General features: G+C 71.5%; 11 protein-coding genes. 4 read left to right on the top strand and 7 right to left on the bottom strand.

All coding sequences use genetic code 11. The features are described 5' to 3' along the window. Nucleotides 1–21: 21 nt before the first annotated feature. Genes AB0J74_RS18115 through AB0J74_RS18125 form a run of 3 tightly spaced genes read right to left on the bottom strand, consistent with a single transcriptional unit; the run spans nt 22 to nt 3186 of the window. Nucleotides 22–822, bottom strand: coding sequence for a hypothetical protein (locus AB0J74_RS18115; RefSeq protein ID WP_363449171.1), 801 nt, complete (start codon nt 820–822; stop codon nt 22–24). Beyond that, nucleotides 819–2477 (bottom strand): hypothetical protein, encoded by a 1659-nt coding sequence (locus AB0J74_RS18120; protein WP_363449173.1) that lies wholly within the window; start codon nt 2475–2477, stop codon nt 819–821. The genes AB0J74_RS18115 and AB0J74_RS18120 overlap by 4 nt, the downstream gene beginning before the upstream one ends. Before the next feature lie 10 nt (nt 2478–2487). Continuing rightward, nucleotides 2488–3186, bottom strand: a complete 699-nt coding sequence (locus tag AB0J74_RS18125; RefSeq protein ID WP_363449175.1) for a DUF899 family protein — start codon at nt 3184–3186, stop codon at nt 2488–2490. 80 nt (nt 3187–3266) lie between these two features. On the opposite strand from AB0J74_RS18125, the gene AB0J74_RS18130 reads away from it, so the two are divergent. Both AB0J74_RS18130 and AB0J74_RS18135 read left to right on the top strand, forming a co-directional pair. Beyond that, entirely contained in the window at nt 3267–4166 is a 900-nt protein-coding gene (locus tag AB0J74_RS18130) for an RNA polymerase subunit sigma-70 (protein WP_363449177.1), read from the top strand. A gap of 44 nt (nt 4167–4210) precedes the next feature. After that, complete coding sequence (locus AB0J74_RS18135; protein WP_363449179.1) at nt 4211–5452, top strand: prolyl oligopeptidase family serine peptidase; 1242 nt, start codon at nt 4211–4213, stop codon at nt 5450–5452. Between the two features lie 42 nt (nt 5453–5494). Here AB0J74_RS18135 and AB0J74_RS18140 read toward each other — a convergent pair whose 3' ends face one another. Together AB0J74_RS18140 and AB0J74_RS18145 are read right to left on the bottom strand one after the other, a co-directional pair. Then, a complete protein-coding gene (locus AB0J74_RS18140) occupies nt 5495–6940 on the bottom strand; it encodes an alkaline phosphatase PhoX (RefSeq protein WP_363449181.1) in 1446 nt (481 codons plus the stop codon). Between the two features lie 87 nt (nt 6941–7027). Beyond that, on the bottom strand, nt 7028–8230 hold the full coding sequence (locus tag AB0J74_RS18145; protein WP_363449183.1) for a glycosyltransferase: 1203 nt from the start codon (nt 8228–8230) through the stop codon (nt 7028–7030). Between the two features lie 138 nt (nt 8231–8368). Here AB0J74_RS18145 and AB0J74_RS18150 point away from each other — a divergent pair, with 138 nt between their 5' ends. After that, nucleotides 8369–10252 (top strand): ABC transporter ATP-binding protein, encoded by a 1884-nt coding sequence (locus tag AB0J74_RS18150; protein ID WP_363449185.1) that lies wholly within the window; start codon nt 8369–8371, stop codon nt 10250–10252. A gap of 21 nt (nt 10253–10273) precedes the next feature. Here AB0J74_RS18150 and AB0J74_RS18155 read toward each other — a convergent pair whose 3' ends face one another. Together AB0J74_RS18155 and AB0J74_RS18160 are read right to left on the bottom strand one after the other, a co-directional pair. Beyond that, entirely contained in the window at nt 10274–11527 is a 1254-nt protein-coding gene (locus AB0J74_RS18155) for a hypothetical protein (RefSeq protein ID WP_363449187.1), read from the bottom strand. After that, the gene (locus tag AB0J74_RS18160; RefSeq protein WP_363449189.1) at nt 11524–12003 is read right to left on the bottom strand and encodes a SigE family RNA polymerase sigma factor; all 480 of its coding nucleotides are present in this window, start codon (nt 12001–12003) and stop codon (nt 11524–11526) included. The genes AB0J74_RS18155 and AB0J74_RS18160 overlap by 4 nt, the downstream gene beginning before the upstream one ends. A 134-nt stretch (nt 12004–12137) precedes the next feature. On the opposite strand from AB0J74_RS18160, the gene AB0J74_RS18165 reads away from it, so the two are divergent. After that, a complete protein-coding gene (locus AB0J74_RS18165; protein WP_363449191.1) occupies nt 12138–13355 on the top strand; it encodes an alcohol dehydrogenase catalytic domain-containing protein in 1218 nt (405 codons plus the stop codon). Nucleotides 13356–13358: the final 3 nt, after the last annotated feature.

The raw sequence follows: 13358 nt of genomic DNA on the forward strand, positions 1-13358 counted from the left end.
CTCAAGTTTGGATCGCGCTCGTTAGTTCGATGGCGCCCGCACGACGGCCGAGTGGGCCGCGAGCCATGGCCCGGTGACGCTGTGTGGATCGGCCGCGACCTCGGCCGGCGTGCCGCGGGCGACGACGCGGCCGCCGTCGGGGCCACCGCCCGGGCCCATGTCGAGCACGTGGTCGGCCGCCGCGAGCACGTCCAGGTCGTGGTCGATCACGATGATGGTCGCCCCGTCGGACAGGAGCCGGTCGAAGACGCCGACGAGGGTGCGGATGTCGACCGGATGCAGCCCCGTCGAAGGCTCGTCGAGTACATAAAGGACGTCGCGTTGACTGCTGCGCAACCGGGCCGCGATGCGCAACCGCTGCGACTCGCCGCCCGACAGTGAGGGCGTCGGCTCGCCCAGCTTCAGATAACCGAGGCCGACGTCGACCATCGGCCGCAGCGGGCGGACGATCGTCGGCACGGCCGCATACCGCTCCACCGCCTCGCGCACGGTCAACCCCAGCACGTCGGCGATCGTGAGCCCGTCCACGCGTACCGCCAGCGTCTCGTCGTTGAACCTGGCACCGTGGCAGGTCGGGCACTCGACGTTGATGTCGGGCAGGTATTGCACGTCGAGGTCGATCGAGCCGATCCCGCGGCAGGTCGGGCACTGCCCTTCCTTGGTGTTGAACGAGAAGTGGCCGGCCGGGCGGCCCGACGCGGCACCGAAGTAGTTGCGGATGGCGTCGAACGCGCCGGAGTAGGTGCTCGGCGTCGACCGAGCGTTCAGGCCGATCGGTGTCGCGTCGATCTCCACGACCTGGCGGATCGAGCCCAGCGTCAACGCGTGACGTGCTCGGGCAACGGGTCGCCGGCCAACCGCGCGCGGGCGGCCGGGATCAGGCTGTCGAGCACGAGCGCGGTCTTGCCGGCGCCGGACGGGCCGGCCAGCGCGGTCAACCGGTTGACCGGGAACCCGACGGTCACGTTGCGCAGGTTGTAGAGCCGCCGCACGGCGATCGTGGCGCGCTCGCGGGGAAGTGGCCGGGGCGGGCGGGAGACCGCCGGCCCGCCGCTCAGGAACGGACCGATGATCGACTTGCGGTTTTTCTGGATCTGGTCGGGCGTGCCCTCGGCGACGATCGTGCCGCCCAGCCGGCCCGCGCCCGGACCGAGTTCGATCACCCAATCGGCCGTGCGGATCAGGTCGAGATCGTGCTCGACGATGACCACGGTGTTGCCGTTGCCGGTCAACGCGGCAATCGTCTTGCGCAACCCCTCGACGTTGCTCGGGTGCAGGCCGACCGACGGCTCGTCGAGCACGTAGAGCATACCGGCGGTGTTCGCGCGTACGGTCGAGGTCAGTTCGATCCGCTGCCGTTCGCCGGTCGACAAGGTGGCGCCGGCCCGGTCGAGGCCCAGATAGCCCAGGCCGAGGTCGATCAGCGGCCCGATCGCGCCGGTCAACTCGCCGACCAGCCCGGTCGTCAGCCGGCTCAGCTCCGGCGGCATCAGCGGCGGCAGGTCGTTGGCGAACGCGACCAGGTGGTCGAGGTCGAGCGCGCTGATCTCCGCCAGATTGCGGCCGTTGAGACTGGAGGTCAACGCCTCCGGGCGCAACCGGGTGCCGTGGCAGACGGGGCAGGTGTGCGAGACGAGATATCTGCTGTTCTCCGACTTCTGGGCCGCGGTCACCGCGTTGTCGTAGGTGACGTTGAGCTGGACCTGCCGCCCGTTGCGCCCCGACACCACCACCAACTGCTTGACCGGTTTCCCGTGCAGCACGAAGTCTTTTTCCTTGCGGGTCAGCTTCCGGTAGGGCACGTCGAGCCGCACACCGAGTTCGCCGGCGGCGAACATGCTCACCCGGCGCCCGCCCACGTTCCACGGCAGCACGGCGCCGTCGGCGATCGTCTTGTCGGGGTCCGGGACCAGCGCGTCGGTGTCGACGTCGAACCGGGTGCCGATGCCGTTGCAGCCCGGGCAGGCCCCGATCGAGTTGAACGCGAACGACTCCGCGCTCGGCGGCGCGAACCGCACGCCGTCCACCGGGCACTGGATCTCCATCGCCTGCGTGGCGATCGACGGCGGCACGGCGTGGCCGTTGGGGCAGCGGTGGGTGCCGAGCCGCGACATGATCAGCCGCAACACGTTGAGCACCTCGCTCATCGTGCCGACCGTGCTGCGCGGCCCGGGTACCGGCGGCCGTTGCCGCAACGCGAGCGCCGGCGGCAGGTGGTCGATCCGGTCCACGTCCGGCCGCTCGGCCTGGGTCAGCCGGCGCCGGCTGTAGGTGCTCAGGCCCTCCAGGAACCGGTGCAGGCCCTCGGCGTAGAGGGTGCCCATGGCCAGCGAGGTCTTGCCCGAGCCGGACACACCGGCGATCACGACGGTACGCCAGAGCGGGACGTCGACGTTCAGGTCGCGCAGGGTGTTGTGCCGTACGCCCCGGGCCTGGATGGCCCGGGGCAGTGTGTCCGGCGGCGGGGCGATCCTCATACCTACCGGTCTAGCCGCAATCGGCGCCGACCTCAGCCGAACCCGGCATTAGGCGGGTCCACTGCGGGATCGGCCGCCCGTCCCGCACGAACCAACTCTGGGTCGGATCCTGCGGCCACCCCGCCGGCGAGTCCTCCCACTGCTCCTGCCTCCCGTAGACGGTCAGGTCCAGCAGCCGCAGGGCCGGCATCATCACCTCACAGCCGCGGCCGTCGGTCTCGTAGGTCTGGAAGATCCGGTCACCGACCCGCAGGTAGGTGGTGATCCACCCGTCCGAGATGCCGGGCACGTCGATGCCGTCGACGGAGTACCAGGGCGTCGGATAACCCATGAAATCGCGGTACGGCGCGAACTCGTCATAGGGGCCCTGGCACCAGACGGCGAACGTGACGCCGCGCGCCTCGAGATAGGTCGGATCCTGGAAGTTCCACACCGTCGCCGTGCAGCCCCGGCACTGCTCGGCGAAGCTCTTCCCGCGGTGCCACATGTGCTTGCAGACCAGCAGTTGGTCGCGCCCCTCGAAGATGTCGTGCAGGGCCGTGGGCCCGTTCGCGCCGACGAGCGTGACGGTCGGGTCCACCTCGACCATCGGCAGCCGGCGGCGAGCGGCGGCGATCGCGTCGCCCTCGCGGGTGTGTGCCTTCTCCCGGGTCAGCAGCGCGGCCCGCGCGCGCAGCCAGGTGCCACGGTCGACAACCTGCGGTGTCATGGTTCCTCCTCGACGGTCAAGCGGTTCGTTGCCGGTACCGACGAGGCAACCCGTCAGCTGTCATCGGTAGCCTGTCGCCCGTGAGCGCACCCGGCTGGCTCGCGGCGGCCTTCGACGACCACCGGCGGGAGTTGCACGCGCACTGCTACCGGCTCGCCGGCAACGTCGCCGACGCCGACGAGTTGACCCAGGAGACCTTCCTGCGGGCGTGGCGGGCCCGCGACCGCTTCGAGGGGCGGGCCTCGGTGCGCACCTGGCTCTACCGCATCGCCACCAACGCCTTCCTCGACACCCGCAAGGCGGCCGAGCGGCGCACGGCACCGGCCAGCGACATCCTCGAGTGGAGCACGGCGATCGGCCCCTACCCCGACGTCGCCGCGGATGTCGAAGGCGCCGAGATCGTCGAACTCGCGCTGATCGCGGCCCTGATGTACCTGCCACCCCGGCAGCGCGCCGCGTTCGTGCTGCGCGACGTCAGCGGCTGGACACCAGGCGAGGTCGCCGCCGTCCTCGGCGTGGCTGTCCCGGCCGCCAACAGCCTGGTCCAGCGGGCCCGCCGGACCGTCCGCGGCCACGCGCCCGCCGATCCACAGGACTGGCGCCGCCCGGTGCTGACCGCCGGCGACGAGGAGATCCTGCGCCGATACCGGGAGGCGTCCGGCGCCGAGTCGATCCGCATCCTGCTCGCCGACGACGTGCGGATCACCATGCCGCCCGACCCGCCGGTCGTCGGCGCCGACGCGGTGGCGGCGTTCCTGGCCCGGCCGCTGGACTGGCGCACGGTCCCGGTCCGGGCCAACGGCCGGCCGGCGCTGGTCAACTACCTCCGCGCGGAGGGCAGCGCGCGCTACGAAGGCCTGGTGGTCGACGTGCTGCGGATCGTCGACGGCCGGATCGCGGAGATCAACGCGTTCGTCGGCGCGGCACACGTCGCGGCGTTCGGCCTGCCCGCCCGGCTCGACCCGGCGCCGCACCTGTGATAGACCGACTTCGAAGCGATAAGCGTCGAAGTGAGGGGAATCGCATGGCAACGCCGATCAGCCGTCGCACGATCCTGACCGCCGGAGCGGGTGCCGTGGCCGGGCTGTCGCTGCCGGGCGTCGCACAGGCCGGCTCGTCGACCCGGGTCCGGTTCACCCTCGACGCGACCGTGCTCGACGGCGGTGAGCAGGTCACCTCGGTCACCCTCGACACCAGCCGCCTTGGCCGGATCGACCCGGCCAGCCTGACCACGGGCACCTTCAGCGTGCACGCGAAGGCCACCAGCCCGATCCCGATCGCGCCGGGCGACCAGATCTTCAGCGAATACGACCTCGACCGACCGGTGACCGCTGCCCGGCTCGACCGCCACGGCGACATCGTGCTCGACCTGAGCTTCGCCGAGGGCCAGGTCGGCGGCGGCACCCTCGGCTACATCCTGAGCAGGGGCCGCAACGTCCAGCTCGACCTGGTTTACACGATCACCCAGAACACACCCGTCGTCGTACGCGGCCGGGGCCCGCTCGTGATCGACAGCTTCGTGCAGGGCCGGCTGGTCAACCCCGAGGTCGACCGGTTCAGCTACCACACGTCCGGCTCGGGCATGAAATACCGGCTGTTCTCGCCCACCGACCGGCGCGGCCAGCGGCCGCTGATCGTCTGGCTGCACGGCGGGGGAGAGGGTGCCTCGTTGCCCGACAACTACTACGACAACGAGACCACGCTGCGGGCCAACCGCGGCGCGCTCGGCTTCGCCACCGACGAAGCACAACGGATCTTCCGCGGGGCGTACGTCGTGGCGCCGCAGAGCACGTCGTTCTGGCTCGAAGACGGCCCGCGCTTCGCACCGCTGATCATGGAGATCGTCGACGACCTCGCCCGCCGGCACCACATCGACCGCGACCGGATCTACGTCGCCGGTTGCAGCAACGGCGGCTACATGAGCCTGAAGATGACCACGACCTACCCCCGCACCTTCGCCGCGTCCGTGCCGATCTGCGGCGTCGTCGAGTCGCTCGACCCGGGCGGCCCGGTGATGATCACCGACGCCGAACTGGCCGCGATCGGCACCCCGACCTGGCTGGTCGCCTCGCGCGACGACGACACCGTGCCGCCGGAGGCGAACACGGTGCACGCGCACGAGCTGATCCCGGGCTCGATCCTGTCGCTCTACGACCACGTCATTTGGAACGGTCACCAGTTCCCGGGCCACTGGTCGTGGATCTACGTCGCCCGCAACGACCCGAGCGACCACGGCACCCACATCTGGCAGTGGATGGCCCGGTGACGGCGATAGGGGCCGGTCGCCCGACCCCCACCGCTCGCGCCGTCAGCCGAGGTACTTCTCCCACGGGCCGGTGATGGCCAGGGTCAGCCCCGGGTCCTGCATGTTGACGAAGAGCACCTTGCCGTCGGCCGTGAAGGTCGGGCCGCAGAACTCGGAGTCGTTGAGCTGGTTGCGGGCGATCGCGTAGGTCGGGCCGCCCGGGAACGAACTGAGCACGTGCGACGCGCCCGCGCCGTCCTCGGCGAGCACCAGGCTGCCCCACGGCGTGACCGTCACGTTGTCGGGCCCGTCGAAGGTCAGGTCGGTGTATTTGGCCGCCGACCCGTCCTCCGCCGTGGGCTGGTGCGGGAAGTAGGTAACCAACTGGATGGTCTGGTCGCGGTAGTTGTAGAACCAGACCATGCCGTCGTGCGGGGTGGCGTCGGCCGGCAGCTCACCCTCGTCCCAGGCGTAGGAGTTGACGACGTACACGCCCTCGTCGGTGCCCCACACGCCCTCGAACTTCTTGCCGCGGGTCACCTGGCCGTCGGCGAACTGCTCGCGCACCGCCTTCGACTGCGCGTCGCGCTCGGGCACCTCGACCCAGCGCACCGGGAACGGGCGGCCGAGCTGGGCGGAGGTCAGATAGGCCACGTCCGGCAGCACCGAACCGTCGTCCATGACGATCGCCATCGCCGCCAGCACGCCGGCGTTCGGCGCGAGGCCGGTGAACACGCCCGGGCCGAGCTTCACGCCGCGCGGCGCGGTCCACCGGTAGAACAGGCCGTTGGGGCCGCCGGCGTCCTCGGAGAGGTAGACGCTGGTGCGGTCCTTGCCGATCGCCACCGCCTCGTGGGCGTAACGGCCCAGGCACTTGATCGGTCGCGGGTCGGCCTTGCCGTCGGCCGTCACCTCGAAGACGTAGCCGTGGTCCTTCTGGAAGACGCCGGACCGGTCGCCCTCCTCCCACTGGTCGCCGGCGCGGTCGTCGGTCTCCTCGCAGGTCAGCCACGACCCCCACGGCGTCGGACCGCCGGCGCAGTTGGAGACGGTGCCGGAGATGCCGACGAACTCGCCCAGGTTGCGGCCCGCGCGGTCGGTCGTGATCACCGTGCAGCCGCCGGCGTCGACCGCGCTGGGGTCGTACACGGTGCCCTTGACATGCGGTACGCCGTGCTCGGCGCCCGGGTCGATCTCGTGGTTCTGGATGATGGTGTAACGGCCGTGGCCGGCGTCGAACACGGCCATGCCGTCGTGGTCCGACGGGGTGCGACCCTGGCCGTGGTCGAGCTTGGTCACGCCGGTCCGGGTGACGATCGCGTAGCTGAAGCCCGTGGGCAGCGCCAGAATGCCGTTGGGGTCGTCGACGAGCGGCGGGAACGGCGTGTTGCCCGCGGCCGGGCGGGGCCGGCCCGGGTTGGCCTGGGCCAGCGAGGGAACGGCACCGGCGACAGCCAGGCCGACCCCGGCAGCGCCGGCGCCGAGCAGGGCGCGACGAGATGTGGGCACGAGGTTCGCTCCTAGTTCGGATGACAGCAGTCGCCCGAGCCAACCCTGCCGTCCCGACATCCAGGTGATGCTTCAGCGACGCCGGCATTAACTCTCGTGGCCGTGCCCCTCGACCAGCAGCCGCGCGGTCACGGTGGCGCCGTCGGTGCGGATCGTCGGTGCCACCGCGGCCGCCCGGGTGCGGGTGTCGGCGGTCAGGGCGCGCTCCAGCGCCGCCGACAGCGACTCCGTCGTCGGTGTCGCACCGTCGTGCGCGACGCCGATGCCCAGTTCCGCCACCCGAGCCGCGAAATAGGGCTGGTCGGCCATCTGCGGCACCACCACCTGCGGCACGCCGGCCGCGGCGGCCGCCGTCGTGGTGCCGGCGCCGCCATGGTGGACGGCCACCGCCACCCGCCGGAACAGCGCCTGCTGGTTGACCTCGTCGACGGCGAAACAGCCGTCCCACTCCTCGATCGGTGCCAGACCGGCCCAACCGCCACCGAAAACGGCCCGCCGCCCCTGCGCACGGATCGCGTCGACGGCGATCCGTGCGATGTCGGCCGGCGCCCGCATGCTGCCGAAGCCCACGTACACCGGTGGCGTGCCCTGGTCGAGGAACGCCTCCAGCGCCGCCGGCAGCGGGCGCTCGTCGGGCAGGGTCCACGCACCGGGCTGGGTGAGGCCCGGGTCCGCCGGCGCCAGGACCGGGTCCGCCGCCACCCATGGGTGATCGGTGAAGACCTGGTCGCGGGCGTTGTCGACCGGCGGCAACCCGAGCGACGCCCGGTTGGCGTTGAGCGCCTCGCCGAACACCTCGTTGTAGTTCCGGATGCTGATCGCGTCGAGTTCTCCCGGGTCGGTCACGTCCGCGGGCAGGGGCTTGCCGGGCGCCGGCATCGGCCGGCGCTGCGGCGACGGCAGGAAGACCGGGCAGTAGGCCGCGTAGACGTAACGGGCCCCGAGCTTCTCGGCCACCGACTGCACGCTGGCCGCGACCGGGAACAGACCCGTCGCCACCACCGTGTCGCACCCCTGCGCCACCGCCGGCAGTTTGGCGAACTGGTCGGCCATCAACTCGGCCGCCATCCTCGGCACATCCGCCACCGACGGCGCCGTCTTCGCGTGCAGCAGGTCCCGCACCGATGCGCCGAGCGGCGTCAACTCCAGATCGAACCGCGCGAACCGCTCGGCCCAATCCGGCGGTGCGGACACTCGCACCTCCGCGCCGGATTCGCGCAGCCGCACCGCGAGCGCGACGAGCGGTTCGACGTCACCGCGGCCACCGTATGTCGACAGCAACACCCGCATGTCGTACCCCCATTTCCGCAGGTCCTGGCTTCGGCCGCCGATTCTCCGGCACGACCCGGGCCTTGCCGCAAGCCCCCCGATGCCGTATAGCTTGTAAATGGAGGGCGGTGCGCTTCCGTTCCTAAGAGACTCGTTCTCGTGTTCGGTCTCTTCGAAAACCCGGTCGACCCCTTCCCGACCACCTCCGACAACCGTGTTCCGCCGGCCACCGTCGGTCGTTTCCTGCTGAGCGAGTTCCGGCCGCTGCGGCCGGTCGTCCTCGCCGCCGTGACCACCACGGTGGTGTGCGCCGCGATCGAGGTGTGGCTCATCGGTTACGCCGGCCGCCTGGTCGACACCCTCGCCGCGGGCACACCGGACACCTTCTGGGCCGACCACGGCACCGAACTACTCATCGTCGCCGCGTTCCTGCTGCTGGTCCGGCCGTTGATCAGCTTCGTCAGCGAGGCGCTCGACGACATCGCGTTCCGGGGCAACGCGCGCCCGCTGGCCCGCTGGCGGGCACACCGGCACGTGTCCCGGCAGTCGGTCGGCTGGTTCCGCGACGACCTGGCCGGCCGCATCGCCACCTGGGTCCGCGATGGCGGCGAGGCCGCCAGCACGGCCGCCTACTGCGTGATCCACACGCTCGTGTTCGTGGTCGCCTACATCGCCGGTTCGGTGTGGGTGATGTCGTCGATCGACCTGCGCCTGCTGCTCCCACTGAGTGCCTGGATCCTGGCCTACGCGCTGCTGATGTGGTGGGCCGTCCCGCGCTACCGCCGGGCGTCCGAGCGCCTGCAGGACGCCGAGTCGGCGCTGACCGGCCTGCTGGTCGACTCCTACGCCAACGTCGACACGCTCGCCCTGCTCGGTGGTCAGCGCAGCCGCACCGCCCACGACCGTCAGGTGTTCGCCCGGGCCCGGCGCGCGCATCTCGACCTGCAGCGGGTCGAGGTGACCATCAACAGCACCATGATGACGCTCGGCAGCGCGCTGCTGGTCGGGCTCGTCGGCTACGGCATCGCGCTCTGGCGCACAGATGCCGCGCCGTTGGGCCTGGTCGCCGCCGCGCTGGCGCTCAGCTTCCGGATCACCTCGATGGCCGAATGGCTGCTCGACGCCGTCTCGGCGCTGTTCGGTTCGGTCGGCGCCCTGCGCCGGGCTTTGCGGACCGTCGCGCAGCCGCTGGCGGTGGCCGACAAACCCGAGGCGACCGACCTCCGCGTACGCGGCGGCGCGATCAGTTTCGCGGCCGTCAGCCACCACTACGGCCGTGGCGCCGGTGGGCTCGACCGCCTGACCCTCGACATAGCCGCCGGCGAACGCGTCGGCATCGTCGGCCGCTCGGGCGCCGGGAAGTCCACACTGGTCGGTCTGCTGCTGCGTTTCCACGACGCGGAATCCGGCACGATCACGATCGACGGCACCGACATCACCGACGTGACACAGGAAAGCCTGCGCGACCAGATCGCCATGGTCGCCCAGGAGGCCACCCTGCTGCACCGTTCGGTCCGGGAGAACATCGCTGGCCCCGGCGGCCCTGGCGGCTCCGGCGGTCCTAGCGGCCCTGGCGGCGACGATCCGCGGCTCGCGGCCGCGGTGCGGCGGGCCTCGGCCGACGGTTTCGTCGCCGCATTGCGCGACGGTGACGGCCGCACCGGCCTGGACGCCCACGTCGGCGAGCGTGGCGTGCGCCTGTCCGGCGGCCAGCGACAACGGATCGCGCTGGCCCGGGCCTTCTATCGCGACGCGCCGATCCTCGTGCTCGACGAGGCGACCTCCGCACTCGACTCCGAGGCCGAGGCCGCCATCCACGACACCCTGGGCGAGGTGATGGCGGGCCGCACGGTGATCGCGATCGCGCACCGCCTCTCCACGATCGCCCACCTCGACCGGATCGTGGTCCTCGACGCCGGCCGGATCGTCGAGCAGGGCACCCACGCGGAGCTGCTCGCCCAGGACGGCCTCTACGCCGACCTGTGGTCACGCCAGTCCGGCGGCTTCCTGGCCACGGCGCCGGCGCGTCACGTGATCGGCTGACGTCACAGCGCCCCGGCCCGCTCAGTCGCCCCAGCGGTCGACCACGTCACGCGGCGGTGGGCCGTCGTCGACGGGGCCGGTGGCGAGCACCGTGCCGGCGTCGTCGAGGGCCTCGACCTGTGCCCGCCGCCCATCGGCCTCCGACAGAACCGCCGGATCGACCTTGAGCAGGCCGAAGCCTTCGCTCAGCGAACCGTCCATGATGGTGCGTCCGGCAAGGCGGATCCGGGCTGCCGTCGCGTTCGCGGGGCCGATCACGGCCACCGTGCCGTCGACGTCGCGCGCCGCCGTCACCGGCGTGCCGGCGAACGGATCGCTCATCGTGTGGAACAGGTTGGTGGACACGCCGCCTTCGAGATCCCGGCCCAGGCACACCCACCAGCCGCCGCCCACCGCGGGCGCGGCCAGCGCCACCGTGGCCGGGCCGCCGAACACCGCCCGCGGCGGCGCGGTCAAGCGGTCGCCCATGGTCTCGTCCAACGACCGGTCGGCCTGCTTCCCGAGGTCCTGGTCGACCGAACCACGGCTGTCGCCGCTCGCCAACGCGACCTCCCTCCGCTGAGCCTGCGCGACCGTCTCCGGGTCTGAGCGGAACTGTTCGCCGCCTCGGGCCGGGCCCTCAAACCTGACCTCGCCGCCGCACGTCACCCGCCACCATTCGCCCGGCTGCCGCGCCACGCGCACCAGATAGGAGTCGGTCCGCGCCGGTCGCCAATCGGTCGCCTCGGGCAGTGCGGCCGTGTCGATCTCGCATCCGTCGGGGGCGATGCCCACCTGCAGGCCGTTGATGGCGCCGTGGACGAACGGATGCTCGAACGGACCACCGACTGCCGCCCAGCCGGCCAACAGGTCGTCGATCGTGCCATCGCGCGGGCCCGCGAAGAGCCGCAACTCCTCCGCGGTCGAGACCACCGCGATCCGCTGGTCGGCGACCTCGTCGGCCAACAGGATCCGCGGAGCGCGCCCGGTCGCGGCGCGCAACTTCGCCATGAAAGCCTCGTCGGTGGTCAGGCTGCCGCGCGGCGGCGACTCCAGCAACTGGCGTATCCAGTCGGCCCGCGAGACGGGTGGCGGCGGTTCCACCCGGTCGGCGGTCGAGGTCACCCCACCGGCGGCGATCACCGCGCCCAGGGCGGCCACCACGCCGGCGGCGGTCCAACCCCACCGGCGGGTGCGGGTCTTGCGGGACAACAGACGGGCCAACGGGTCCGGCGCCGGGCGGACGTGCTCGACCGCCGCGGCCATCGCCGCACGCACCTCGGATTCCAGCGTCACGGTGTCATCGACCTTTCCTCGAGCACCACGCGAAGGCGGGCCAGCCCGCGCGACGCCTGGCTTTTGACGGTGCCGATCGAGCAGTTGAGGGCGGCGGCGGTGTCGGCCTCGGACAGGTCGTCCCAGTAGCGCAGCACCACGACCGCCCGGGTCCGCGGCGGCAGCGCCCGCAGCGCGTCGACGATGGCGTGCCGCTGCTCGACCTGGTGTGCGCGGTCGCGAACCCCGCGCTCGGGCAGCACGGCGTGCAGGATCTCCCGCGCGCCGTAGCGCCGCCACACGCTCACGTGCAGGTTGACCATGGACCGGCGGATGTAGGGCAACGGGTCCTCGATCGCCGACCACCGGCCCATCGCCTTCAGCAGGGCCGTCTGCAGCAGGTCCTCCGCCGGGTGCGTCGACCCGGTCAGCAGGTACGCCGAACGCAGCAACTCGGAATAGCGCAGCCGGACGAAGTCTGCGAACTCTGTGGTCATCCCGCCCCCTCTCACCAGATCCGACGCAGCCGTCGGCGCAAAGGTTGATGCGAATCCGGATCGCCGTTTGCACCGCCCCGACGCGGGTAGGCGGGGCGCTGGTGCGTTGGGCAACCAGATGGGGGAATGTTCTGATGAAAGCGGTGGTCTTTCACGGTCTGGGCGACATCCGGCTCGACACGGTCCCGGAACCGGTGATCGAGGAGCCGGCCGACGCCATCGTCCGGATCACCACCGCGGCGATCTGCGGCACCGACCTGCACTTCGTCCGGGGCACCGTGCCCGGCATGAAGCCTGGCAAGATTCTGGGGCACGAGGGCGTCGGCGTGGTCGAAGAGGTCGGCTCCCAGGTCCACAACCTGACCCCGGGCGACCGGGTGGTCATCTCCGCGGTGCTCGGCTGCGGGTCGTGCTCGTTCTGCCGCGACGGCCACTTCGCCCAGTGCGACAACATCAACCCCTACGGCGCCCGCTCCGGCACCGGCTCACCGGGCTCGCCGGAGCAGCAGGGACCATTCAACGGGCTGCAGGCCGAGTACGCCCGGGTGCCCAGTGCGCACACCAACCTGTTCCGGCTGCCGGACTCGGTCTCCGACGCGCAGGCGATCCCGCTGGCCGACATCTATCCCACCGGCTATTTCGGCGCGGTGATCGCCGACGTCTCCGACGGCAAGGTGGCGACGGTCTGGGGCTGCGGGCCGGTGGGCCAGTTCGCGATCCGCTCCGCGTTCGAGCGCGGCGCCTCCCGGGTGATCGCCGTCGACGGGCACGCCGACCGGCTCGACTACGCTCAGGCCGCCGGTGCCGAGGTGATCAACTTCAACGAGGTCGACCCGGTCGCGGCGATCATGGACCTGACGCTCGGGATCGGGGCCGACTGCGCGATCGACGCCGTCGGTGTCGACTCGGAAAGCGCGAAGTCCGGCCCGGCCAGCGACCAGACCCGCGAACTCGACCAGGTCCACCGCGATGAACTGCACACGATCGCGCCCGAGACCAACGAGCAGGACGGGCAGTGGAAGCCCGGCGACGCGCCGAGCCAGGCCCAGTCGTGGGCGATCGAGAGCCTGGCCAAGATGGGCAGCCTCGGCATCGTCGGCGTCTACCCGATGAGCGACCGGTTCTTCCCGATCGGCACGGTGCTCGGCCGCAACCTCACCGTCAAGGCCGGCAACGGCAACCACCCGCGCTACATCCCGAAGCTGCTGTCCATGGTGGAGTCCGGTGTGGTCAATCCCGAAGAGGTGCTCACGCAACAGGAACCGCTTGACGACGCGCTCGCCGCCTACCGCGAGTTCGACCTGCGCAGCCCCGGCTGGCTCAAGGTGGCCCTGGAGCCACAGCCCGCGTAGCGG

This window comes from Asanoa sp. NPDC049573 (assembly GCF_040676615.1).
Classification (GTDB): Bacteria; Actinomycetota; Actinomycetes; order Mycobacteriales; family Micromonosporaceae; genus Asanoa.

What these genes read in the sequence shown, in the direction of transcription:
- AB0J74_RS18145 (WP_363449183.1), bottom strand. Translation starts at nt 8,230, where the DNA reads ATGCGGGTGTTGCTGTCGACATACGGTGGCCGCGGTGACGTCGAACCG.
- AB0J74_RS18165 (WP_363449191.1), top strand. Translation starts at nt 12,138, where the DNA reads ATGAAAGCGGTGGTCTTTCACGGTCTGGGCGACATCCGGCTCGACACG.
- AB0J74_RS18120 (WP_363449173.1), bottom strand. Translation starts at nt 2,477, where the DNA reads ATGAGGATCGCCCCGCCGCCGGACACACTGCCCCGGGCCATCCAGGCC.
- AB0J74_RS18160 (WP_363449189.1), bottom strand. Translation starts at nt 12,003, where the DNA reads ATGACCACAGAGTTCGCAGACTTCGTCCGGCTGCGCTATTCCGAGTTG.
- AB0J74_RS18135 (WP_363449179.1), top strand. Translation starts at nt 4,211, where the DNA reads ATGGCAACGCCGATCAGCCGTCGCACGATCCTGACCGCCGGAGCGGGT.
- AB0J74_RS18125 (WP_363449175.1), bottom strand. Translation starts at nt 3,186, where the DNA reads ATGACACCGCAGGTTGTCGACCGTGGCACCTGGCTGCGCGCGCGGGCC.